This window comes from Polymorphospora sp. A560, assembly GCF_045781765.1.
Taxonomy (GTDB): Bacteria; Actinomycetota; Actinomycetes; order Mycobacteriales; family Micromonosporaceae; genus Polymorphospora; species Polymorphospora lycopeni.
The window spans coordinates 7,649,019-7,671,495 of sequence record NZ_CP122282.1 but is presented as its reverse complement, the minus strand read 5'-3'; the positions used below and the strand labels follow the sequence as shown (position 1 = coordinate 7,671,495).

Below are 22,477 nucleotides of genomic sequence, written 5' to 3'. Positions count from 1 at the left end.
CCGTCAGATGTTGCCGATGGCCGGCAACCGCTGGCATCAGACCTACGCGGCGGGACCGGGCACCGGCCGCCGGAAACCGGGGAGACACCATGCGGCGGAGGTTCACCGGCGGGCTCGTGCTGACGGCGGTGCTCGCCCTGGCCCTGACCGGCTGCGGCGGCGGTGCCACCGACGACACCGGACAGGTGGCGACCGCGGACCGCGGCGGGTCGGGCGCACCGGGCGGCCCGCCGGATTCCCCGGCCCCGACCGCCACCGTCAGCGACGAGGATCGCGAGATCGCGTTCGCCCGCTGCATGCGGGAGAACGGCGTCGACGTACCCGATCCCCAGCCGGACGGCGGCCCGATCCGGCTGTCCTTCGGCGACGGCCTCGAACCCGGCAAGGTCGAGGCGGCGATGGCGGAGTGCGAGACGCTGCTGCCCGACGGCGGCGAGATACCCGACGCCGACCCCGCCGAACTCGACCGGCTGCGGCAGTTCGCCCGCTGCATGCGTGCCGAGGGGATCGCCGACTTTCCCGACCCGACCCCGGACGGCTCGATCCGCGGCGGCCCCGGCATCAGCCTGGACGAGCCGAAGGTCCGGGCCGCCGCCGAGAAATGCCAGCGGCACGCCCCCGGCATCCTCGGCGGCGGCCGGTGAACCGCCGGGCCGCCGGACTGGCGGCGGCCGCCGTCGTGGTCGCGGTCGCCGGCGGGGTCGCCGCCGTCGCCGGTCGCGGCGCACCGGACCCGGGTACGCCGGACCGGGCCGGCCTGCCGCCGGCCACCGCGACCATCACCCGGCAGACCCTCGTCGACACCGAGAACGCCGACGGCGAACTCGGTTACGGCACCGCCCGGACCGTCAACGGCCGGCTCACCGGCACCCTGACCGCACTCGCCGAGGTCGGCGCGACGGTCCGGCGCGGGCAGGTCCTCTACCGGGTCGACGACGTACCGGTGGTGCTGCTGTACGGCCCGTTGCCGGCCTACCGGACGCTCGCCCCTGGCGTCGAAGGTGCCGACGTACGGCAGTTCGAGCGGAACCTGCGGGCGCTCGGACACACCGGGTTCACCGCCGACGACCACTACACCGGGGCGACCGCGGACGCGGTCCGCCGCTGGCAGCGCGACCTCGGTGTCGAGCCGACCGGCCGGGTCGAGCCCGGACACCTCGTGCACGCCAGCGGCGACGCCCGGATCGAAACCCACCAGGCTGCCGTCGGGGACGCCACACAACCGAACCAGCCGGTGCTCACCGTCACCGGCACCGTACGGCTCGTCACCGTCATGCTCCCCGCCGCCACCGGACGGCTGGCCGCCGAGGGCGCCGCCGTCACCGTCACCCTGCCCGACGGCCGGACCACCACCGGCAGGATCACAGCGGTACGCACCGTCGTCACGCCGGCCAGCGACACCAACCCGACCGAGAACCGCGTCGAGGTGACCGTCACCGGCGACGACCCGGACGCCCTCGCCGGCCACGACCACGCCACCGTGACCGTCGCGTTCACCGCCTCCCGACGCGACGACGTGCTGACCGTCCCGGTCGCCGCGCTGCTCGCCCTAGCCGAGGGCGGGTACGGCGTCGAAGTCGTCGACGGCTCCACCACCCGCGTCGTCGCCGTCGAAACCGGACTGTTCGCGGCCGGCCGGGTCGAGGTGACCGGCGCCGGTCTCGCCGAGGGCCAGCGGGTGGGGATGCCGAGATGACCACACCCGTACCCGGCGGCGTCCCGGTGGTCCGGCTCGACGCGGTGACGAAGGCGTACCCGGGTGGGGTCACCGCCCTCGACGGCGTCTCGCTACGCATCGAGCCCGGCGAACTCGTCGCCGTCACCGGCCCCTCCGGCTCCGGAAAGTCGACCATGCTGAACCTGATCGGCACCCTCGACCGGCCGTCGTCCGGCACCGTCCACATCGACGGGTACGACGTCGCCCGCCTCGCCGACCGGAAACTCTCCGCCCTGCGGGCCACCCGGATCGGCTTCGTCTTCCAGCAGTTCCACCTGGCCGCGGGCGTACCCGCGGTCGACAACGTCGCCGACGGGCTGCTCTACGCCGGCGTACGGCGCCGGGACCGGCGGGCCCGCGCCGCCGCCGCACTGCGCCGGGTCGGTCTCGGCCACCGGCTGGACCACCGGCCGCACCAGCTCTCCGGCGGTGAACGCCAGCGGGTCGCGATCGCCCGGGCCGTCGTCGGCGAACCGCCGCTGCTGCTCGCCGACGAACCGACCGGCAACCTCGACTCGGCCGCCGGCGCCGGGATCATGGCGCTGCTGCGCGGGCTGCACGCCGCGGGTACGGCCGTCGTCGTCATCACGCACGACCAGGAGATCGCGGCCAGCCTGCCCCGCCGCGTCCACATGCGCGACGGTCGGATCGTCTCCGACGTCGCCCGGCCGTCGCTGCCGCCCCGGTGAGCGGGCTCGTGCCGGCCCGGCTACGGCCAGCCGACGTCGTACGGGTCGGTGGCGCCGGGCTACGGGCCCGGCCGCTGCGGGTCTTCCTCTCCGCGCTCGGGATCGCCATCGGCATCGCCGCCATGGTCGCCGTCGTCGGCATCTCGTCGTCGTCGCGGGCCGAACTCGACCGGACCCTCGCCGCACTCGGCACCAACCTGCTCACCGTCGCCCCCGGCAACACGATCCTGGGCGAGCAGGCCCGTCTGCCGGTCGACTCGGTCGCGATGATCGGCCGGATCGGGCCGGTACGCCAGGTCGCCGCCACCGGGCAGCTCCCTGACACACCCGTCTACCGGTCGGACCGCATCCCGGCCGCCGAAACCGGCGGGATCGCCGCCCGCGCCGCCGACCTCGCCCTGCTCGACACCGTCGGCGGCCACATCGGAAGCGGCACCTGGCTGAACGCCGCGACCGCGAACCACCCCGCCGTGGTCCTCGGCACGACGGCCGCCGCCCGGCTCGGCATCGGCTCGGCCGGCCCGGACCGGCAGGTGCTCGTCGGCGGGCGCTGGTTCACCGTCGTCGGGGTGCTGTCCGCCGTACCGCTGGCTCCCGAACTCGACACCAGCGCCCTCGTCGGCTGGCCGGCCGCCGGGACGTACCTCGGCTTCGACGGCCACCCGACGACCGTCTACACCCGTACGACGGACAGCCAGGTCGAGGCGGTACGCGACGTGCTCGCCGCCACCGCCAACCCGCAAGCCCCGAACGAGGTACGCGTCTCCCGCCCGTCCGACGCGCTGGCCGCCCGGCAGGCGACCGACGCCGCGTTCACCGGACTGCTGCTCGGGCTCGGCGCGGTGGCCCTGCTCGTCGGCGGCGTCGGGGTCGCCAACACGATGGTCGTCTCGGTGCTCGAACGGCGGCCCGAGATCGGGCTCCGCCGCGCGCTCGGCGCGACCCGCGGGCAGGTACGCACCCAGTTCCTCGCCGAATCGCTGCTGCTCTCCGCCCTCGGCGGGGTCGGCGGAGTGCTCCTGGGTCTGGTCGTGACCGCCGCCTACGCCCGGTGGCAGTCCTGGCCACTGGCGATTCCGCCGTGGGCGCTGGGCGGCGGTCTGACCGCCCCGCTGCTGATCGGCGCCCTCGCCGGCCTCTACCCGGCAATCCGCGCCGCCACCCTCCCCCCGACCCAAGCCCTCTCAGCTCCCGCTTGACCAGCTTTCTTGATCCGCGTGATCAGGGATTAAGTCGCGCGTGTCGTCGGCGCGTTGGGGTTCCAGGTCCCTGATCACGCGGATCTTGCGGGGGCGCCGGCGGCGCTCGGGTGGCGGGTGGGTGCGGGGCGGCGGGTCAGGCGGTGATGGTGTCCAGGGCGATCTCGACCATCTGGCCGAAGGTCTGCTCGCGCTCCTGGGCCGTCGTCTTCTCGCCCCGCTTGATGTGGTCGCTCACCGTCAGCAGGGTCAGCGCCTTCGCCCGGAACCGGGCCGCGATCGTGTAGAGCGCCGCCGACTCCATCTCCACCGCCAGCACCCCGTAGTCGGCGAGCCGGTCGTAGAGGTCCGGCCGGTCGGTGTAGAAGGCGTCCGCCGCCAGCACCGGCCCGACCGTCATCTCGACGCCGCGCCGCCCGGCCACCTCGACCGACGTACGCAGCAGACCGAAGTCGGCCACCGGCGCGTAGTCGATCAGGCCGTCGAACCGTACCCGGTTCATGTTCGAGTCGGTCGCCGAGCCGTTGGCGGCGATCACGTCGCGCAGGTTCAGCTCGTCGACGATCGCCCCGCACGAGCCGACCCGGATCAGCGACTTCACGCCGTACTCGTTGATCAGCTCGTGGGCGTAGATGGATGCCGACGGCATGCCCATGCCGGAGCCCTGCACCGAAACCTCGGTGCCCTGCCAGCGGCCGGTGAAGCCGAACATCCCCCGCACCGTCGAGTAGCACTTGGCATCCTCGAGGTACGTCTCCGCGATCCACTTCGCCCGCAGCGGGTCGCCCGGCATCAGGACCCGCTCGGCGATCTCGCCCGGCTGTGCGCCGATGTGCGTACTCATGGCCATGATCCTGCCAGGTCGACGGAGGGGATACCGCCACGACAGGTCCCGGGGGCGTCAGGTAGCCTTCTCGGCGGTGGCGTGTCCGAGTGGCCTAAGGAGCACGCCTCGAAAGCGTGTGAGGGTTTACGCCCTCCGCGGGTTCAAATCCCGCCGCCACCGCTCGTACACAGGCTAGACGCCCGGCACCTCCAGCGCGGAGGACCGGGCGTTTCGCTTTTCCCTGACCGGTGATTCAGCGGTCCCGGCCAGGCGGGAAGGCGTACCCGGATGGCCGGGCAGCCGACGCGGCGGTCGCGGAACCGCCGAAACCGGCTCGCTATTGTCGGCGTGTGGTCGAGCCGTGGGATTCGAGTGACGCCGGACTGTTGCGGCTGCCGTCCGGGCGGGTGGTCCGCGGCCGTGGGCTGCTGAAACCGCTGCCCACCGGGCAGTCCCCGACCTTCGCCGTCTACCTGCTCGGCAAGCCGCCGCCGCCGGTCGACTGGGAGGCTCGTTGGTTGCACTGGCCGGACTTCCGGCTGCCGCGCGACCGGGACGAGGCCCGGGCGAGGTTCCGCGAGGCGTGGGAGCGGTCGGCGACCGACCGGGTCGAGTTGGCCTGCTCCGGTGGCCGGGGCCGGACCGGGACCGCGCTGGCCTGCCTGGCGATCATCGACGGGGTGCCGGCCGACGAGGCGGTCACCTTCGTACGCGCGCACTACTCCCCGCACGCCGTCGAGACGCCGTGGCAGAAGCGTTACGTACGGCGCTTCGTCGCCTGATGTTCGACCTTCCGCACGCCGGTCGCCGGGAGATCGCCCCGGGTGCGGTGCACGTGCCGCGCTGGCTCGACCCGGCGACTCAGCGCCGGCTGGTCGAGGCGTGCCGGGCGTGGGCGGACGGTCCGGTGCCGGCGCGGGCGGCCAAGCTGCCGGGCGGCGGCCGGATGTCGGTGCGTACGGTGTGTCTGGGCTGGCACTGGCAGCCGTACCGCTACAGCCGTACCGCCGACGACGCCGGCGGGGGGCGGGTGGCCGAGCTGCCGGACTGGCTGGCCGACCTGGGGCGGGCCGCGCTCGTGGAGGTCCGCCAGGTGCCGGACCGGGGCTACCGGCCGGACACCGCACTGGTCAACTTCTATGACGACGCCGCGAAGATGGGCATGCACCAGGACCGTGACGAGCGTACGGACGCGCCGGTGGTGTCGCTGAGCGTCGGCGACTCGTGCCTCTTCCGGTTCGGCAACACGCAGGGCCGGAACCGCCCGTGGACCGACCTGGAGCTGGCCTCGGGTGACCTGTTCGTCTTCGGCGGGCCGGCACGGTTCGCCTATCACGGGGTGGTGCGGACCTATCCGGGAACCGCTCCGGCCGGGGTCGGCCTGGACTTCGGTCGGATCAACATCACGCTACGGGAGACCGGACTTTCCTGAGTCTGCGCTGTTCAGTGCGTTCTCCACAGAGTTATCCACAGGGTGTGGATAGCACATGTGTACGAGCGTGGGTGGTTGTCCACAGGCTGGCCGGCCTGTGGACAACCATCGCGGTCACCGGGCCGGCGCGAACGCGTCCACCCCGGTCAACTCCGCCGACAGGGTCCAGAGCCGAGCCGCCTGCGCCGGGTCGATCGCGTAGTCGCGTACCCCTTCGCGGACGCCCTCGGGCGACGGCTCGGCGATCTCGCAGTCCTCGCAGTAGAGGCCGCCCATCCCGTCGAGCTGGGCCGACGTCGCCGCCCAGACCTGGGTCGCCGCGCCCTGTTCCGGCGTCTTGAAGCTCGGGTTCAGCGGGTTGCCGTCCGCGTCGATCCAGCCGTAGCCGACCATTTCCTCGGTCGTCAGGTGCCGCTGCAACGGGGTGAGGATGCCGCCCGGGTGCAGCGCGAACGCCCGTACCCCGAGGTCCCGGCCGAGGGCGTCGAGCTGCACGGCGAACAGGATGTTCGCGGTCTTGGCCTGCCCGTACGCCTCCCACTTGTCGTAACCGCGCTCGAACTGCGGGTCGTCCCAGCGGATCGCGGAGTTGTGGTGGCCGGTCGACGAAACCGAGACGACCCGGGCGCCGCCGTCCACGAGCGCCGGCCACAGCCGGTTGGTCAGCGCGAAATGACCGAGATGGTTGGTCGCGAACTGCGCCTCCCAGCCCGGCCCGACCCGCGTCTCCGGACAGGCCATGATGCCCGCGTTGTTGATCAAAATGTCGATTCGCCGGCCGGCGGCGAGAAAACGCTCGGCGAAACCCTTCATGCTTTCGAGGTCACCGAGGTCGAGTTCGTCGACCTCGACCCCCGCGATTCCGGCGAGCGCCTCGTGGGCGGCGTCCGGCCGCCGGGCCGGCACGACGACCCGGGCCCCGGCTTTCGCCAGGGCCCGTGTCGTTTCCAACCCCAACCCCGAATACCCGCCGGTCACCACCGCCAGTTTCCCCGAAAGATCAACCCCATCGAGTACGTCGTCAGCGGTGCTCCGCGCACCGAAACTCGATCCGATCTTGTGCTGCGCTGTGGTCATGCCCCGACGCTACGACTTCGAGCGCACTGGAAGACAAGTACCTTTTCTCAGCGCAGGATGCCCTCCGCGCTGGCGGCGCGCAGCCAGGCCGGGAACTCGCTGAGCAGACGGTCGTAGAGTTCCGGATCGCCGGTCCGGTCGATGTCGTCGACCGCGAAGAACCCGACGTTGTCCACCCGCCGGCCCTGCATCTGGTCGAACCGTTCGAGAATTCCGTAGTTGGCGTTGCCGAGCCCGATGAACTGCCAGAAGATCGGTTCGTCGGCGGCGGCCCGGAACTGCTTCTCGATCGCGGCGTTCTGGTAGACACCGCCGTCGGAATAGAACAGGACGAGGGTGGGAACCGGTTCGGGATTCTGCCGTACGAAATCCCGTACCATCGCGATGACCTTCTGCTCCTCGTTACCGAACCCGAGCTTCGGCAGCGCCTTCATCCGGACGAATGCCGGAATCCAGCTCGGCATGTCGCCGATCTCCAGATCGGGAAGCCGCCCGGGGCGGGACGCGAACATCCACGACTGCATCGTTCCGTCGTCGTCCAACTGGGCGGCGACGGCCGCGGTCCGCTCGACCGCGCGGGCCATCGTGCCGTTCTTGTAGAGGGATGTCATCGACCCCGACGCGTCGAGGACCAGGAGCACCCGGGCCCGTACGTTTCCGATGCCGTGCTTGGTCAGGCTGACCGCCACCTGCTGCTTACGCAGGTTGAGCTTCTGCCGGGCTTCCGGCGGCAGCCGGTCCTCGCCCTTGGTGAACCGCACGGCCGGCTGCCCGGGCGGTGCCGCGGACGCCTGCGGCGCTGCCGGTGGCGGCGATGACACAGCCGGTGCCGCGAAGGCAGGCGCCGGTGGCGGCGCAGCGGGCGTGGGCGGCTCGCTGTCGACGCTGATCCCGAAGTTGGTCGCGAGGCCGGCCAGCCCGGAATCCCAGCCCTGCCCGACCGCCCGGAACTTCCAGGCCCCGTTACGCAGATAGAGCTCCCCGCCGACGATCGCCTTCTCGGTCGACGCGTGCATGTCCTCGAACCGCGCCACCTCGGCCCCGGAACCGACGTCGAAGATGGTCAGCCGCAGCCCACGTACCTGCTGGAAGGTGCCGTCGTGGGCGGACGCGGCGATCACCACCCGCTGGATGTCCGGTTCGACCCTCGCCAGTTCGACGGTGATGCCGTCGAACGCCTCCCCGGCCGACCCGGCGCGCTTGCCCGCGTGGGTCACGGCCCCGGACGGGTGCCGCGGCTGGTTGTAGAAGACGAAGTCACCGTCGCCGCGCACCTTGCCGCTCGCGGTCAGCAGCAGCGCTGACACGTCGATGTCGGGTACGCCCGGTCCCGCCGTCCAGCTCAGGACCGCCCGGACGTACATCGTGGACAGGGCGACGTTGGCGCCCTTGGACAGCACTGTCACGGTGCCTCCTCCGCGTCACGGTGCGTCCGAGCCTACCCGTGTTGATCAAGATTCACGCAGGTCGGGCTGGCGCGCCGGGGCGTGAAACGGAGGCAGCGGTCGGAGATGCTGACGGTCAACTCCCGCCCGACACTCGCTGTCCGTCATGATCGTCTGCTGCTCAGGCAGTCGACACGCCGGGCCGGGAACGCGTGAATCGCAGACGATCATGGCGGCCCGAGGCGGACGCCGTCACGGCAACCCGACGGAGCGTCGGCTGCCCGCGCCAATCGAGACCAGGACCGGGGCCACGACGAAGGGCCGGCCCTCTGCGGGACCGGCCCTTCGTCGTTTACGCTGCTCAGAAGAGCGGAGGATACGAGATTCGAACTCGTGAGGGTGTGAACCCAACACGCTTTCCAAGCGTGCGCCCTAGGCCTCTAGGCGAATCCTCCGTCGGACAGGATACAGGCTCGTCGCAGCAGCCTCACACGGCCCACCCACCGGCGGTTCCGGACGGGGCGGGGTAGAGTCGTCGGTACCTCCCGTGCGGCGTGCACCTCGTGAACCTCCCCAGGGCCGGAAGGCAGCAAGGATAAGCGAGCTCTGACGGGTGCACGGGAGGCCTTATTTTTCCTGGTCGCCGCTGATCACCGCTGCCTCGCCCCGTGTTGTGTCCGGGGCCGCCCGCCGGTGGAGAATGGCCCGGTCGAGAGGAGGCTGGGGTGGCGCTCGCGCTCTACCGCAAATACCGGCCGAGGACGTTTGCCGAGGTCATCGGCCAGGAGCATGTCACCGAGCCGCTGTCGCAGGCGTTGCGCAGCGGCCGGCTCAACCATGCCTACCTGTTCTCCGGGCCGCGTGGCTGTGGCAAGACGTCCAGCGCGCGCATCCTGGCCCGGTCGCTCAACTGTGAGCACGGCCCGACCCCGGAGCCGTGTGGCACGTGCGGCTCGTGCCGGTCGCTGGCCAACGACGGCGCCGGTTCGATCGACGTGATGGAGATCGACGCGGCCAGCCACGGTGGTGTCGACGATGCCCGTGAGCTGCGGGAGCGGGCGTTCTTCGCGCCGGCGAACAGCCGCTTCAAGATCTATGTGATCGACGAGGCACACATGGTCTCGTCGGCGGGCTTCAACGCGCTGCTGAAGCTGGTCGAGGAGCCGCCGGACTACGTCAAGTTCATCTTCGCGACGACCGAGCCGGAGAAGGTGCTCGGCACGATCAAGTCACGTACCCACCACTATCCGTTCCGGCTGATCCCGCCGGCGGTGCTGCGGCCCTACCTGGAGCAGTTGACCGAGGCCGAGGGGATCAAGGTCGACCCGGCGGTGTTCCCGCTGGTGGTGCGGGCCGGTGGCGGCAGCGCGCGGGACAGCCTGTCGGTGCTCGACCAGCTCATCGCGGGCGCCGGGCCGGAGGGCGTCAGCTACGCGCGGGCGGTGGCCCTGCTCGGTGTCACCGACTCGGCCTTGATCGACGAAATGTGTGACGCGCTGGCGGCGGGGGACGGTGCGGCGGCGTACGCGACCATCGACCGGGTGGCCGAGGCCGGCCATGATCCACGGCGGTTCGCCTCCGATCTGCTGGAGCGGCTGCGTGACCTGATCGTGCTGCGGCAGGTGCCGGACGCGGCCGCCAAGGGCCTGGTCGACGGCCCCGCCGACCAGGTGGAGCGGATGGCCGCCCAGGCCGAGCGGCTGGGGTCGGCGACGCTGTCCCGTTGTGCCGACATCGTGCACAACGGCCTGGTCGAGATGCGGGGCACGACCGCGCCACGCCTGCTGCTGGAGCTGATCGCCGCCCGCATGCTGCTGCCGGGCGCCGACGACGGCTCGGCCGCGCTGCTTCAGCGGGTGGAGCGGATGGAGCGCCGGCTCACCGTCGCGGGCGGTGGCGAGTTGCCGCCGGTCCAGGCCGTCGAGCCGGTACGTCCGGCGGCCGCGCCGCGGGCCGAGCCGCAACCCCAGCCGCAGCAGCCCCCGACCCCGCAGCAGCCGCCGGCGCCACAGGCACCGCAGCAGGCCGCTTCAGCGCGTACCGAGTCCCGGCCGGCGCAGCCGGCGGCGGCCCCACGGTCCGGCCCGCCGGCCGCGGCGGTCATGCCCGATCCGGTGACGCCGGATCCGCCGGCACCGGGCACGCCCGTCGCCCCGGGCGCACTCGACGCGGCGGCGGTCCGTCGGTCGTGGGACCAGATCCTGTCGACGGTCGCGGCCCGGAGCAAGCGTGCGGCGGCGGTCGTACGGGAGGCGACGGTAAGCGAGGTCGACGGCAACACGCTGGTGCTGTCGTTCCGGCACAGCGTGCACGCCACGATGCTGACCAACTCGCCGGATCTGCTGGTCGAGGCGATCGGTCAGGTGCTGGGCGGGCGCTGGCAGATCCGGTGCGAGGTCGGCGGCGACGGTGGCCGGCCGGCCCCGACTCCGCAGCCTCGGCCCACCCCGCCGCCGCCGCCTCCTCCTCCGTCCGCGCCGCCCGCCGCCCCGCCACGCCCGGCGGCCGGCTCGCCCCCGGCCGGCGGATCGACCGGTTCGGACTGGCCCGAGCCGGCCCGGCCGCCGTCGGCGGGACCGGCTCAGGCCGGTCGGGGTAGTGGTGGGTCCGACTGGCCGGAGCCGGCCCGCCCGCCGTCGGCGGTGTCGACAGCGGCTGGATCGGACTGGCCGGAGGCAGCCCGGCCGGGTGGGCGACCTGCGGCACCAGCACCGGCACCGTCCGGCGAGACGGATGCGCGGCCGTCCGGCACCGGCACACCACCGGCCACCAGCCCGCCCGCCGTGAACGGCGGTGGCGCCGGGGCGGGGCTCGCGGCCGCGCGGGCGGCCGCGGCGGCCGCCAACCGGGGTACGGCCGGTCGGGACGGCGTGCCCGCCGCCCAGACCGCCGCACCGGCGGCTGTCGCCGCTCCACCGGTCACACCGGCCCCGGCCGCCCAGGCCCCGGCGGCCCGTGCCGGCGCCGTCCAGACGGCGGACCCGTCCTGGGCGGGTGAGCCGCCGTACGACCCGGACTACGACGGGCCGGTGCGCGGCGGGGTGACGTACGAGGGATTCGATCCCGGTGACGAGCCGCTCGACGACGTGGTCGACGTCGCCGCGGTCCGGCAGAGCAGCGAACAGCAGGTGGTGCAGTTGCTGCACCAGACGCTCGGTGCGGAGCGGCTCGACGGCTGACCACGTGGCGTGCCGTGGCCCGTCGGCGGCGCCGACTAGGCTGAACGTCGCCCAGGCAATGACGACGTCGAAGGAGCCGTGCCGTGCGCCCCGGTGGACAGCCCAACCTGCAGCAGATGATGAAGCAGGCGCAGAAGATGCAGCAGCAGCTCGCCGCCGCGCAGGCCGAGTTGGCCGCCGCGGAGCTGACCGGCACCGCCGGAGGCGGGTTGGTCACCGTGACCATCTCCGGCGCCGGCGAGGTCAAGGCGATCAAGATCGACCCGAAGGCGGTCGACCCGGACGACGTCGAGACGCTGGAAGACCTGGTGCTGGCGGCGGTGCACAACGCCAACGACGCGGTGCGCAAGCTGACCGAGGAGAAGATGGGCCCGGTCACCGGCGGCATGGGCGGCCTCGGCCTGCCCGGCCTCTGAGCACCAGATGTACGAGGGTGCGATCCAGGATCTGATCGACGAGCTGGGTCGCCTGCCCGGCGTCGGGCCGAAGAGCGCCCAGCGGATCGCCTTTCACGTGCTGTCGGCGGATCCGGCCGACGTCAACCGCCTGTCGACCGCGTTGCGCAAGGTCAAGGAACTGGTCCGGTTCTGCACGACCTGTTACAACGTGGCCGAGGCGGAGCTGTGCCGGATCTGCCGCGACCCGCGCCGCACCGACGAGGTGCTGTGCGTGGTGGAGGAGCCCAAGGACGTGGTGGCGATCGAGCGGACCGGTGAGTTCCGCGGTCGCTACCACGTGCTCGGCGGGGCGATCAATCCGCTGGAGGGCATCGGGCCGGACAACCTGCGGATCCGGGAGCTGATGCTCCGGCTCGGTTCCGGCGCGGTCAAGGAGCTGATTCTCGCCACCGACCCCAACACCGAGGGCGAGGCGACGGCGACCTACCTGGCGCTGATGGTGAAGCCGATGGGGATCGCTGTCACCCGGTTGGCGAGTGGTCTGCCGGTCGGTGGCGACCTCGAATACGCCGACGAGATCACGCTTGGCCGGGCGTTCGAAGGGCGTCGAGCGGTCTGACGTGCGGTCGTTGATCTGACAGTTGATGTTCGGAAACAGCGGCGCAATGTAACAACTTCGCATCGTGCGTGCCAGTGGTGAGACGTAAAGACACGATCCGATACCAACCCCCAATAGGCCAGTTTCCGGGGAGTTCGAAGGACGGCTATCGTCTCGCCATCTGGTGACCCCGGGTCACCGCGTTGTCCGTACCCACAGGACGAGGTGAAGCACCATGCGTGCATCAAGGCCGAAGGTCGCGATCGCGACCGCAGCGGTCGCCGCCCTCGCGCTCTCCGGCTGTGCCGCGAGCGAGCGCGACGGAGACTCGGGCGGATCCACTAAGGACACACTGGTCTTCGGCGTCGCCGGCGACCCCAAGGTGCTCGACCCCAGCCTTGCCAGCGACGGCGAGTCGTTCCGGGTCTCCCGGCAGATCTTCGAGACCCTGGTCCGCCCCGAGGAGGGTGGCACGAAGGTCTCCGCCGGCCTGGCCGAGAGCTGGACGCCGGACGCGGCCGGCACGACGTGGACCTTCAAGCTGCGTACCGGCGTGAAGTTCCACGACGGCACCGAGTTCAACGCCGAGGCGGTCTGTTTCAACTTCAACCGCTGGTTCAACGCCAAGGGTCTGATGCAGAGCCCGGACGTGACGTCCTACTGGCAGGACATCATGGGCGGCTTCGCGGCCAATGAGGACCCCGAGCTGGGTGACAGCCTCTTCAAGTCGTGCACCGTCAAGGACCCGAGCACCGTCGACCTCGCGTTCAACCGGGTCTCCAGCAAGATCCCCGCCGCCCTGATGTTGCCGGCCTTCTCGATGCACTCGCCGAAGGCGCTCGAGCAGTACCAGGCCAGCGAGGTGACCGGCACCGCGGACGACGTGAAGTACCCGCCGTACGCGATGGAGCACCCGACCGGCACCGGCCCGTTCAAGTTCAAGGCCTGGGACATCGCCAACAAGACCGTCACCCTCGAGCGCAACGAGGACTACGCGGGCGAGAAGGCCAAGCTGAAGACGCTGATCTTCCGGACGATCTCCGACGAGAACGCCCGTAAGCAGGCGCTGCGTTCCGGTGACATCCAGGGCTACGACCTGGTCGGCCCGGCCGACGTCGGTCCACTGGGGAACGACGGCTTCAACGTGCTGACCCGCCCGGCGTTCAACATCCTCTACCTGGCGATGAACCAGAAGGGGAACCCGAAGCTCGCCGACATCCGGGTCCGGCAGGCCATCATCCACGCGCTCAACCGGCAGGCGCTGGTCGACTCGAAGCTGCCCCCGGGTGCCAAGGTCGCCACGCAGTTCATCCCGGACACCGTCGAGGGCTGGAACTCCTCGGTCGTGACGTACGACTACAACCCGGAGAAGGCCAAGCAGTTGCTGGCCGAGGCGGGCGCGTCGAACCTGACGCTGAAGTTCCACTACCCGACCGAGGTCACCCGGCCCTACATGCCGAACCCGAAGGACCTCTTCGAACTGCTCGCCGCGGACCTGCGGGCGGTCGGCATCACCATCGAGGCGATCCCGCTGAAGTGGAGCCCGGACTACCTCAACGCCACCCAGGTGGGCAGCAACCACGACCTGCACTTCCTGGGCTGGACCGGTGACTACGGCGACGCCTACAACTTCATCGGTACCTTCTTCGACCGGCCGAAGGACGAGTGGGGCTACACCAACCAGCCGCTGTTCGACCTCTTCCGCAAGGCCGACACCACGGCTGACCCCGCCGCCCGGTTCGAGATCTACAAGCAGCTCAACGCCGAGATCATGAACTTCCTGCCCGGCGTGCCGGTGTCGCACTCGCCGCCGGCGATCGTCTTCGGCAAGGACGTGACCGGTGTCAAGGCGAGCCCGCTCACGGACGAGCGGTTCTCCACCGCCGAGTTCAAGTCCTGACATAGAAAAAGGAACCGCGGGCGGGCACCGGTCCTGGTGTCCGCCCGCGGGACCCTCTGGACCCATTCGAGGCGCACGTGTTCCGGTTCATCGTCAGACGCCTGCTGCAGTTGATACCGACGCTGTTCGGGCTATCCATCCTGTTGTTCATCTGGTTGCACCGTCTGCCAGGTGGACCGGAGACCGCGATCCTCGGCGAGCGGGGCACACCCGAGTCCCGTGCCGCGATCCGGCGCAACCTCGGCCTCGACGAGCCGATCCTGATCCAGTACGGCCGCTTCATGAGGCGGATGCTCCGACTCGACCTCGGCACGTCGATCTCGACCAAGCGCGAGGTCACCACCGAGTTCCTCCAGCGGTTCCCCGGCACCGTCGAACTCGCCCTCACCGCGATGATCATCGCGATCGGTGTCGGTATCCCGCTCGGCTACCTCGCCGCCCGCAAGCGGGCCACGATCCTCGACCACGCCTCCGTGGTGGGGTCGCTGATCGGCATCTGCATCCCGGTCTTCTTCCTGGCATACGTCCTCAAGGCGATCTTCGCCGAGAACCTGGGCTGGTTCCCGTCGAGCGGCCGGCAGGACCCGACGATCGGCGCGACCCGGATCACCAACTTCTTCGTGCTCGACGGCTTGATGACAAGAGAGTGGGATGCCGCCGCCGACGCGTTGTGGCATCTCGTCCTGCCCGGAATAGCCCTCGCGAGCATCCCCCTGGCGATCATCGTCCGGATCACCCGGGCGAGCGTGCTGGAGGTGCTGGGTGAAGACTTCGTCCGCACCGCCGAGGCCAAGGGCCTGACCGAGAACGTGGTCCGCCGCCGGCACGTCCTGCGCAACGCGATGCTGCCGGTCGCCACCACCATCGGTCTGCTCACCGGCGGCCTGCTGTCGGGCGCGGTGCTCACCGAGACGGTGTTCGCGTTCAGCGGCATCGGGGCGTTCATCGCCGAGTCGATCAGCCAGCGGGACTATCCGGTGCTGATGGGCTTCATCATGATCATCGCGGTGGTCTACGTGCTGGTTAACCTGATCGTCGACCTCTCCTACAGCTTTATCGATCCGAGGGTGAGGGTGCGATGAGCGGGGTGCTCACACCGGGCCGCAAGAAGATCGAGAAACTCGACCGGCTCTCCGAACTCTCCGCCCGGCGCGACGACGAACGCGGGGTGAGCCTCTGGCAGGAGGCGTTCCGGCGGCTGCGGCGCAACCCGGCCGCGATCATCGGCGCCCTCATCCTGGCCACCTTCGTGCTCGTCGCGGTCGTCGGGCCGTTCCTGGTTCCGCACGACCCGGTCGCGCAGACCTGGCGCGGCGAGGTCAGCGACGCCCGGGCGCACTACCCGGGGCCGCGCGCCGAGAACTGGTTCGGCGTCGACCACCTGGGTCGCGACGAGTTCAGCCGGATCGTGGTCGGGGCCCGGCAGACCCTGCTGGTCGGCGTCGTGTCCACCTTGATCGGTCTGGTCATCGGCGCGATCATCGGTGGCACGGCCGGTGCGGCCGCCGGTCTCGGCGGCCGGTTCGGCCGCTGGGTCGACAACGCCCTGATGCGGGTCGTCGACATGCTCCTCGCCCTGCCCAGCCTGCTGCTGGCGGTCAGCATCGCGGCCCTGCTCGGGCCGAGCCTGGTCACCGTCATGATCGCGGTCGGCACGGTGTCCGTGCCGGTCTTCGCGCGGCTGCTGCGGGGGTCGATGATCGCGCAGTCCAATACGGACTACGTGCTGGCGTCGACCTCGCTGGGGGTCAGGCGCGGCCGGATCGCGCTGACCCACATCCTGCCCAACTCGCTCGCGCCGGTCATCGTGCAGGCGACGCTGACCCTGGCCACCGCGATCATCGAGGCGGCGGCGCTGTCCTTCCTCGGCCTGGGCAACCAGGACTCGTCGATCCCGGAGTGGGGCGTGATGCTCGCCGACGCGCAGCGTTATCTCGACGCGGCGCCCCGACTGGCGATCCTGCCGGCCGTCGGCATCATCGTCACCGCGCTGGGCTTCACGTTGCTCGGTGAGGCGATGCGCGAGGCACTCGACCCCAAGCTGCGGAAGTAGGCGAGCGGCGATGGCACTGCTGGACGTGGACGGCCTGTCCGTCACCTTCTCCCGCCGGGGGCAGCGCACGGTCCGCGCCGTCGACGGCGTCTCCTTCAACGTCGACGCCGGCGAGGTCGTCGGCCTGGTCGGCGAATCCGGCTGCGGCAAGAGCGTCACCTCGCTCGCGATCATGGGACTGCTGCCCCGACAGCGTGGTGTGCAAATCGGTGGCCGGGCCGACTTCGACGGCACCGACCTGCTGAAGCTCGACGCGAAGTCGATGCGGGACGTCCGTGGCCGCGACGTCGCGATGATCTTCCAGGATCCGCTGTCGTCGCTGAACCCGGTCGTGCCGATTGGCACCCAGGTCACCGAGGTGCTCGTCCGGCACCGCGGCATGAAGGGCGACCCGGCCCGCCGGGAGGCGGCCGACCTGCTGGACCGGGTCGGCATCCCCGACCCGACCCGGCGGCTCAAGGAGTATCCGCACCAGCTCTCCGGCGGCATGCGACAGCGGGCACTGATCGCGATGGCGGTCGCCTGCCGTCCCCGGCTGCTCATCGCCGACGAGCCGACGACCGCGCTCGACGTGACGATCCAGGCGCAGATCCTCGAACTGCTCAAGGATCTCGTCCACGAGTCCGGCACCGCCCTGATCATGATCACGCATGACCTTGGGGTGGTCGCCGGCCTGTGCGACACCATCAACGTCCTCTACGCCGGCCGGGTCGTGGAGACCGCCCGGCGGCGTCCGCTCTTCGCCGAGCCGCACCACCCGTACACGGTGGGGTTGCTCGGGTCGATCCCACGCCTCGACGCCGGCCGGGGCGAGCGCCTCACGCCGATCCCGGGATCGGTACGCGACGTACTGCCGTGGCCGGACGGGTGCGCGTTCGCGCCCCGGTGCGAACAGCGTCTCGACGCCTGCGTCGGTGAGCCGCCGGCCCTCACGCTGACCCACGACGGGCGGGCCCACCGGTGCGTCAACCCGGTGAGCGCACCGGCGAAGGTCGGCGCGTCCGGTGGGGTGCCCGCGCCGCGCGCGGAGGAGGGTAAGAAGCTGTGACCGACACGCTCGTCGAGGTCCGTGACCTCAAGGTGCACTTCCCGATCACCAAGGGCGTGCTGTTCGACCGGGTGGTCGGTCACGTCAAGGCGGTCGACGGCGTCGACCTGAAGATCACCAAGGGCCAGACGTACGGACTGGTCGGCGAGTCGGGCTGCGGCAAGTCGACGCTCGGCCGGGCGATCCTCCAGCTCACCCCGACCACCTCCGGCGAGGTCATCTACAACGGCGAGGATCTGGCCAAGCTGCGGCCCAGCCGGCTGCGGTCGATGCGCCGGCACCTGCAAATGATCTTCCAGGACCCGATGTCCAGCCTCGACCCGCGGCAGAACGTCGAGTCGATTCTCGTCGAAGGGCTTCAGGCGCACGGCATCGGCGCCAACCGCGACGAGCGCCGGAAGATCATCGGCCAGACCCTGGACGCCGTCGGCCTGCCGAGCTGGGCACTCTCCCGCTACCCGCACGAGTTCTCCGGCGGCCAGCGCCAGCGGATCGGGATCGCCCGTGCGCTCGTACTCGGCCCCGAGCTGATCGTCGCCGACGAGCCGGTCTCGGCCCTCGACGTGTCGATCCAGGCCCAGGTCATCAACCTGCTCGACGAACTCCAGGAGGAACTGGGCCTGACCTACCTGGTCATCGCCCACGACCTCGCCGTCGTACGGCACATCTCCGACGTCGTTGGCGTCATGTACCTCGGCGCCCTGGTCGAGGAGGCGAGCAGCGACCAGCTCTACCGCGAGCCGCTGCACCCCTACACGCGGGCGCTGATGTCGGCGGTGCCGGTCCCCGACCCGGAGGTCGAGGACCGCCGCGAACGGATCCTGCTCGCCGGTGACCTGCCGTCCCCGGCCAACCCACCGGCCGGCTGCCGGTTCCACACCCGCTGCCCGTGGGCGCAGCCGACCCGGTGCGCCACGGAGCGGCCGGTGCTGCGCGAGATCGGCGAGAGCCGGGTCGCCTGCCACTTCGCCGAGCGGATCGCCAGCGGCGAGCTACGCCCGCACGAGGTCAAGGTGCAGCTCGTACGCCCCGAGGACGAGGGCGAGACGCCCGGCGTGGTCTCCGCGCCGACCGAGCCGGGCTCGTTCGTCTGACCGGCACCGCCGGACCGGCGCCGGTCAGCCCTCGGGGCGGTCGATCAGCGCGACGGCGATCGCGTGTACGGCGTCCAGCGCGGCCGGGTCGGCAAGTGTGGCCCGGCCGCCGGTGACGACGTACCACTCGTCGGCGTCCTTGTACTGCACCCGCAGCGTGACCTGGCCGGCGTCGTACTCGGTGCGCAGGGTGAGTTCGCCGGTGACGACGCCGACCTCGTCGGTCATCACGCCGCCGGGGCCGGGCACCACGTCGGTCGTACGGCTGTCCGGGGCGCCGCCCGCCGGCCCGGTTTCCGCGGCCGGGGCCGTCGAGTTGGGCTCGGCGGTCGTGGGCTGGCCGGTCGTCGGGTTGCCTGTCGCGGGGGTGCCGTCCGCCCCGCCTGTTGTCGCGTCGGTCATACGCAGGTCTCCAGCATGTCTTGCAGCGCCGACTTCTCGGCGGCGGTCACCGTCAACTCCCAGTGGCTCTTCACCGTGATCCAGTCAATAGCGTAATCGCACCATGCGTCCTGGTTGGTCGGTTTCCACTGTGAAGGATCCTGGTCACCCTTGGACCGGTTCGACGACGCGGACACCGCCAGGAGTTGCGGCCGGGTCAGGTCGTTGGCGAACTCGCTGCGCCGGTCGTCCTCCCACTCGTCGGCGCCGCTGCGCCAGGCGTTCGCCAGCGGCACCGTGTGGTCGATGTCGACGCCGGACGGGTCGTCGATGGTGCGGTTGTCGTAGACGCTCGACCACGAACCGCCGACCACGTTGCACCCGTCGAGTTCGACGCCGGTGCCGTCGCGTTCCAGCACGGTGTCGCGTACGTCGCAGTTCTTGCCCGCGCTGCGCCAGTGCTTGAAGCGTTCCCGGCTGTAGCCGCGCATCGGCCGGGAGTCGGCGACCGTCAGCTCCCCGAGGAGCTTTTCGGCCGCGCCCGCGTCACCGGAGCCGGCCTGCTGGTCCGACCCGCCGATCGGGTCCTCTTCGAGTGGCACGCAACCGGCGAGCGCGCCGAGGGCTAGCGCCGCGGCCACCGAGGCGGCGAGACTGCGCAAGGTCAACGATCGGGTACGGGTCTGTCGCATACGGGAGGAAAGCACCCACCTAGCTTGCTGTCTAGATCGTCTCGCCGGCAATAACCACGGGCCGCTTCGGCGTTTCGTGCAAACAGTGACCAGACCTCCGACAGATTGGACGCCATGAGCCAGTCGTCAACCCCCGACCTGCGACTCGGCACCGCGGCCGGTCGGGGCACCCTGCTGGCGGCGGTGCTCGCCTCCGGAATGGCCTTCCTCGACAGCACGATCGTCACCGTCGCGCTGCCGAAGCTCGGTGCCGACCTCGGCGCGACCACCGCCGGGCTCCAGTGGACGGTCAACGGCTACATGCTCACGCTGGCCGCGTTCGTGCTGCTCGGCGGCGCCCTCGGCGACCGGTTCGGCCGGCGGCGCGTCTTCCTGGTGGGGGTGCTGTGGTTCGCCGCCGCGTCGGTGCTGTGCGGCCTGGCGCTGTCCGTCGAGTGGCTGATCGCCGCCCGCGTTCTCCAGGGCCTCGGCGCGGCCCTGCTCACCCCCGCCTCGCTCGCCCTGCTCCAGGCCAGCTTCCAGCCGGACCATCGTGGCCGGGCGATCGGCGCCTGGTCGGGCCTGTCCGGGGTCTCGACCGCGATCGGCCCGTTCATCGGCGGCTGGCTCATCGACAGCGTCTCGTGGCGGTGGATCTTCCTGATCAACGTACCGCTGGCGGCCGCCGTGGTCGCCGCCACGCTGCGCTGGGTGCCGGAGAGCCGGGCCGCCTCGACCGGCCGGTTCGACGTCGGCGGTGCCGTGCTCGGCGCCCTGGGGTTGGCCGGCGTCACGTACGCCCTGATCGAAGGCCCGGTCCTCGGGGTCGGCTCGGTGGCGATCTGGGGCGCCGCCGCGATCGGCGTCGGCGGGGCGACCGCGTTCGTGCTCCTGGAGCGGCGGCGCGGCGACCGGGCGATGCTGCCACCGAGGCTGTTCTCCAGCCGGCAGTTCTCCGCGCTCAACATCTACACCGTCGCGGTGTACGCGGCGCTGAGCGGGCAGGGCTTCTTCTTCGCCGTGCATCTGCAGAACGTCGCCGGCTACACGGCGCTGGAGACCGGGATCGCCACGCTTCCGATGACGCTGCTGCTGCTCGTCGGCTCGGCCCGGGCCGGCGCCCTCGCGACCCGGATCGGTCCCCGGCTGCCGCTGACGGTCGGCCCGGCCGTGGCCGCCGTCGGCATCCTGCTGCTGCGGCCGATCGGTCCCGGCGCCGACTACTGGGTCCACGTGCTGCCCGGGGTGCTGCTTTTCGGCGCCGGCCTCACCCTGCTGGTCGCGCCGCTGACCGCGTCGGTGCTCGGTGCGGTCGAGGACCGCTACGCCGGGGTGGCGAGCGGGGTCAACAACGCCGCCGCGCGGGCTGCCGGGCTCCTCGCCGTGGCGGCCCTGCCGCTGCTGGTCGGGCTCTCCGGCACGGCGTACGAGGTGCCGGCGGAGCTGGCCGCCGCCTACCGGTCGGCGATGGTGTGGTGCGCGGGGCTGATGCTCGCCGGGGCCGTACTGGCCGCGATCTTCGTCCGCCGGCCGACCGGGACCACCACCGGTCCGTCCCCCGGCGGTCCGACCGGTTAGCGGTTCCCGACCGTACGGCGGGGTGGCGCAACACCGCCAAGCCGATCTCCGCAACGCCCGTGACGTGCGTGAATCCGTTCCGTTTGAAGGGATGGAATCGCAGCCGCGGGGGCTGCGTAACTGTCGCCATTGGTCAGCCGGTCCTGCGAGACGCGACAGCCGCGATGGAGAGCGGTGGTCGAGATGGGAACTGACAAACCTGTAGAAACCGGAGCCGATCACCCGACCGACGACGCCACCGTGGTGCTGAACCCGGTCGGCGCCGAAGACCCGCCGGCCGCCGCCGGTGGGAGATCGGGTGGCCGGCACCGGGCCGTACCGTCGACCCGGGATCGGGGCCGGCGGCGCCGGACGCTCGTCATCGCCACGGTCGCCTCGATCGTGGCGCTGGGCGCCACCGCCGTCCTGGTGCCGATGGCGTTCGCCCGGCTCGGCGATCCGGAGAGCGGTGAGCGGCCGACGGTGCCCTCGGGCAGCCCGACGCCAGCCCCGAGCGCCTCGCCGCAGCCGTCCGGGCTCGTCCCCGGCCCGGTCGAGACCATTGTGGATGGCCGGTTCTCGTGGGCGCTGCTCGACCGCTCCACCGGTGTGCTGACCGGTTCGTCGAATGTCAGCGACGCCGTCGAGGGCGGGGGGATGCTGCGGGTCTGGGTGGTCGCCGACTACCTGCGACACGCCGCCGAGCGGGGCGGCCAGCCGGAGCCGTACCGCCTGGAGCAGGCCAGCCGGGCGATCCGCGACGGTGACGACGACGCCACCCAGGCGCTCTACGAGGCGGCCGGCGGGGCGACCCAGAGCCACCGCATGATCCCGGTGTGCGCACTGGCCGAGACGCAGGTGGACGACGGTGGCTGGCGACGGACCCGGATCTCGGCCGGCGACTCGGTACGGCTCGGCGACTGCGTCGCCGACGGCCGGGCCGCCGGTCCGAAGTGGACGAAGTGGGTGCTGGACGAGATGGCCGAGGTCAACGGCGAGGCGTCCGACAAGGGCGAGCTGACCGGAATCGGCTGGGGCATCGTCGACGGGCTCCCACCGGCGGTCACCGACCTGGGCGTCGGCTTCACCAACGGCTTCGTCCGGGCCGACTCCCAATGGCAGGTCAACTGCCTGGCGGCGGCCGACGGCTGGGTGCTCGCCGTGCTCGTCAGCTATCCCGACACCCGGAAGCTGTCGTACGGCGCCGGAATCTGCGCCAGCGTCGCCGCCGAACTCGCCCCGCCCCAGCCGGTCAACTGATCGGCCGGGGCGG

The 22,477-nt window shown here is 71.4% G+C and carries 20 protein-coding genes, 2 tRNA genes, 1 other RNA gene and 1 pseudogene; 18 read left to right on the top strand and 6 right to left on the bottom strand.

The annotated features are described in order from the left end of the window. The first annotated feature begins 89 nt into the window (after positions 1–89). The 4 genes from QCD66_RS34580 to QCD66_RS34565 are packed head-to-tail and all read left to right on the top strand — an operon-like array spanning position 90 to position 3,605. Entirely contained in the window at positions 90–644 is a 555-nt protein-coding gene (locus tag QCD66_RS34580; protein WP_375734580.1) for a hypothetical protein, read from the top strand. Continuing rightward, complete coding sequence (locus QCD66_RS34575; RefSeq protein ID WP_407566934.1) at positions 602–1,696, top strand: efflux RND transporter periplasmic adaptor subunit; 1,095 nt, start codon at positions 602–604, stop codon at positions 1,694–1,696. The genes QCD66_RS34580 and QCD66_RS34575 overlap by 43 nt, the downstream gene beginning before the upstream one ends. Then, positions 1,693–2,406 carry an ABC transporter ATP-binding protein gene (locus QCD66_RS34570; protein WP_375736893.1) on the top strand — a complete coding sequence of 238 codons (714 nt, stop codon included), beginning with the start codon at positions 1,693–1,695 and terminating at the stop codon, positions 2,404–2,406. Before QCD66_RS34575 ends, QCD66_RS34570 begins: the two co-directional genes overlap by 4 nt. After that, entirely contained in the window at positions 2,403–3,605 is a 1,203-nt protein-coding gene (locus QCD66_RS34565; protein ID WP_375736892.1) for an ABC transporter permease, read from the top strand. The genes QCD66_RS34570 and QCD66_RS34565 overlap by 4 nt, the downstream gene beginning before the upstream one ends. Before the next feature lie 136 nt (positions 3,606–3,741). Here QCD66_RS34565 and deoD read toward each other — a convergent pair whose 3' ends face one another. After that, entirely contained in the window at positions 3,742–4,449 is a 708-nt protein-coding gene (gene deoD, locus QCD66_RS34560) for a purine-nucleoside phosphorylase (RefSeq protein ID WP_375736891.1), read from the bottom strand. 75 nt (positions 4,450–4,524) lie between these two features. Here deoD and QCD66_RS34555 point away from each other — a divergent pair. The 3 genes from QCD66_RS34555 to QCD66_RS34545 all read left to right on the top strand — a co-directional run bounded on the left by QCD66_RS34555 (position 4,525) and on the right by QCD66_RS34545 (position 5,863). Beyond that, positions 4,525–4,611: transfer RNA gene (locus QCD66_RS34555), tRNA-Ser, on the top strand. Positions 4,612–4,781: 170 nt separating this feature from the next. Further along, positions 4,782–5,213 (top strand): protein-tyrosine phosphatase family protein, encoded by a 432-nt coding sequence (locus tag QCD66_RS34550; protein ID WP_375736890.1) that lies wholly within the window; start codon positions 4,782–4,784, stop codon positions 5,211–5,213. Then, positions 5,213–5,863: an alpha-ketoglutarate-dependent dioxygenase AlkB gene (locus QCD66_RS34545; RefSeq protein WP_375736889.1), complete on the top strand. Its 651-nt coding sequence runs from the start codon at positions 5,213–5,215 to the stop codon at positions 5,861–5,863. Before QCD66_RS34550 ends, QCD66_RS34545 begins: the two co-directional genes overlap by 1 nt. 114 nt (positions 5,864–5,977) lie before the next feature. On the opposite strand, the gene QCD66_RS34540 is transcribed toward QCD66_RS34545, so the two are convergent. From QCD66_RS34540 to QCD66_RS34530, 3 genes are all read right to left on the bottom strand, one after another. After that, complete coding sequence (locus QCD66_RS34540) at positions 5,978–6,940, bottom strand: SDR family NAD(P)-dependent oxidoreductase (RefSeq protein ID WP_375736888.1); 963 nt, start codon at positions 6,938–6,940, stop codon at positions 5,978–5,980. Positions 6,941–6,987: 47 nt separating this feature from the next. Continuing rightward, entirely contained in the window at positions 6,988–8,346 is a 1,359-nt protein-coding gene (locus tag QCD66_RS34535) for a VWA domain-containing protein (protein WP_364216596.1), read from the bottom strand. A 349-nt stretch (positions 8,347–8,695) separates the two neighbouring features. Next, positions 8,696–8,780: transfer RNA gene (locus tag QCD66_RS34530), tRNA-Ser, on the bottom strand. Between the two features lie 84 nt (positions 8,781–8,864). Here QCD66_RS34530 and ffs point away from each other — a divergent pair. The 9 genes from ffs to QCD66_RS34485 all read left to right on the top strand — a co-directional run bounded on the left by ffs (position 8,865) and on the right by QCD66_RS34485 (position 18,595). Further along, positions 8,865–8,955: signal recognition particle sRNA small type (gene ffs / locus QCD66_RS34525), an RNA gene on the top strand. Between the two features lie 95 nt (positions 8,956–9,050). Further along, on the top strand, positions 9,051–11,504 hold the full coding sequence (locus QCD66_RS34520; RefSeq protein ID WP_407566933.1) for a DNA polymerase III subunit gamma and tau: 2,454 nt from the start codon (positions 9,051–9,053) through the stop codon (positions 11,502–11,504). An 83-nt stretch (positions 11,505–11,587) separates the two neighbouring features. Continuing rightward, a complete protein-coding gene (locus tag QCD66_RS34515) occupies positions 11,588–11,920 on the top strand; it encodes a YbaB/EbfC family nucleoid-associated protein (RefSeq protein ID WP_375735035.1) in 333 nt (110 codons plus the stop codon). Positions 11,921–11,927: 7 nt separating this feature from the next. Further along, positions 11,928–12,521 carry a recombination mediator RecR gene (gene recR, locus QCD66_RS34510; protein ID WP_212825642.1) on the top strand — a complete coding sequence of 198 codons (594 nt, stop codon included), beginning with the start codon at positions 11,928–11,930 and terminating at the stop codon, positions 12,519–12,521. A 214-nt stretch (positions 12,522–12,735) separates the two neighbouring features. Further along, a complete protein-coding gene (locus QCD66_RS34505) occupies positions 12,736–14,400 on the top strand; it encodes an ABC transporter substrate-binding protein (protein ID WP_364216603.1) in 1,665 nt (554 codons plus the stop codon). Positions 14,401–14,477: 77 nt separating this feature from the next. After that, positions 14,478–15,482 (top strand): ABC transporter permease, encoded by a 1,005-nt coding sequence (locus QCD66_RS34500; protein WP_357538694.1) that lies wholly within the window; start codon positions 14,478–14,480, stop codon positions 15,480–15,482. Then, entirely contained in the window at positions 15,479–16,453 is a 975-nt protein-coding gene (locus QCD66_RS34495; protein WP_364216607.1) for an ABC transporter permease, read from the top strand. The genes QCD66_RS34500 and QCD66_RS34495 overlap by 4 nt, the downstream gene beginning before the upstream one ends. A 10-nt stretch (positions 16,454–16,463) precedes the next feature. Beyond that, entirely contained in the window at positions 16,464–17,501 is a 1,038-nt protein-coding gene (locus QCD66_RS34490) for an ABC transporter ATP-binding protein (RefSeq protein WP_364216610.1), read from the top strand. Next, positions 17,498–18,595, top strand: coding sequence for an oligopeptide/dipeptide ABC transporter ATP-binding protein (locus QCD66_RS34485; protein WP_364216613.1), 1,098 nt, complete (start codon positions 17,498–17,500; stop codon positions 18,593–18,595). Before QCD66_RS34490 ends, QCD66_RS34485 begins: the two co-directional genes overlap by 4 nt. 24 nt (positions 18,596–18,619) lie before the next feature. Here QCD66_RS34485 and QCD66_RS34480 read toward each other — a convergent pair whose 3' ends face one another. Both QCD66_RS34480 and QCD66_RS34475 read right to left on the bottom strand, forming a co-directional pair. After that, positions 18,620–18,997, bottom strand: coding sequence for a hypothetical protein (locus tag QCD66_RS34480; RefSeq protein WP_375735036.1), 378 nt, complete (start codon positions 18,995–18,997; stop codon positions 18,620–18,622). Then, positions 18,994–19,668, bottom strand: a complete 675-nt coding sequence (locus QCD66_RS34475) for an HNH endonuclease family protein (RefSeq protein ID WP_357538797.1) — start codon at positions 19,666–19,668, stop codon at positions 18,994–18,996. The genes QCD66_RS34480 and QCD66_RS34475 overlap by 4 nt, the downstream gene beginning before the upstream one ends. Positions 19,669–19,782: 114 nt before the next feature. On the opposite strand from QCD66_RS34475, the pseudogene QCD66_RS34470 reads away from it, so the two are divergent. Both QCD66_RS34470 and QCD66_RS34465 read left to right on the top strand, forming a co-directional pair. Beyond that, positions 19,783–21,256, top strand: a pseudogene (locus tag QCD66_RS34470) (DHA2 family efflux MFS transporter permease subunit); the annotation flags it as partial. A gap of 152 nt (positions 21,257–21,408) precedes the next feature. Continuing rightward, positions 21,409–22,464, top strand: coding sequence for a hypothetical protein (locus QCD66_RS34465; protein WP_375735037.1), 1,056 nt, complete (start codon positions 21,409–21,411; stop codon positions 22,462–22,464). Positions 22,465–22,477 lie beyond the last annotated feature (13 nt).

Excerpts from the sequence above, each read along its gene's own strand:
- QCD66_RS34540 (WP_375736888.1), bottom strand. The coding sequence starts at position 6,940 with ATGACCACAGCGCAGCACAAGATCGGATCGAGTTTCGGTGCGCGGAGC.
- QCD66_RS34580 (WP_375734580.1), top strand. The coding sequence starts at position 90 with ATGCGGCGGAGGTTCACCGGCGGGCTCGTGCTGACGGCGGTGCTCGCC.
- QCD66_RS34505 (WP_364216603.1), top strand. The coding sequence starts at position 12,736 with ATGCGTGCATCAAGGCCGAAGGTCGCGATCGCGACCGCAGCGGTCGCC.
- QCD66_RS34490 (WP_364216610.1), top strand. The coding sequence starts at position 16,464 with ATGGCACTGCTGGACGTGGACGGCCTGTCCGTCACCTTCTCCCGCCGG.
- QCD66_RS34480 (WP_375735036.1), bottom strand. The coding sequence starts at position 18,997 with ATGACCGACGCGACAACAGGCGGGGCGGACGGCACCCCCGCGACAGGC.
- deoD (WP_375736891.1), bottom strand. The coding sequence starts at position 4,449 with ATGAGTACGCACATCGGCGCACAGCCGGGCGAGATCGCCGAGCGGGTC.
- QCD66_RS34575 (WP_407566934.1), top strand. The coding sequence starts at position 602 with ATGCCAGCGGCACGCCCCCGGCATCCTCGGCGGCGGCCGGTGAACCGC.
- QCD66_RS34475 (WP_357538797.1), bottom strand. The coding sequence starts at position 19,668 with ATGCGACAGACCCGTACCCGATCGTTGACCTTGCGCAGTCTCGCCGCC.
- QCD66_RS34545 (WP_375736889.1), top strand. The coding sequence starts at position 5,213 with ATGTTCGACCTTCCGCACGCCGGTCGCCGGGAGATCGCCCCGGGTGCG.
- QCD66_RS34495 (WP_364216607.1), top strand. The coding sequence starts at position 15,479 with ATGAGCGGGGTGCTCACACCGGGCCGCAAGAAGATCGAGAAACTCGAC.
- recR (WP_212825642.1), top strand. The coding sequence starts at position 11,928 with ATGTACGAGGGTGCGATCCAGGATCTGATCGACGAGCTGGGTCGCCTG.
- QCD66_RS34570 (WP_375736893.1), top strand. The coding sequence starts at position 1,693 with ATGACCACACCCGTACCCGGCGGCGTCCCGGTGGTCCGGCTCGACGCG.
- QCD66_RS34465 (WP_375735037.1), top strand. The coding sequence starts at position 21,409 with ATGGGAACTGACAAACCTGTAGAAACCGGAGCCGATCACCCGACCGAC.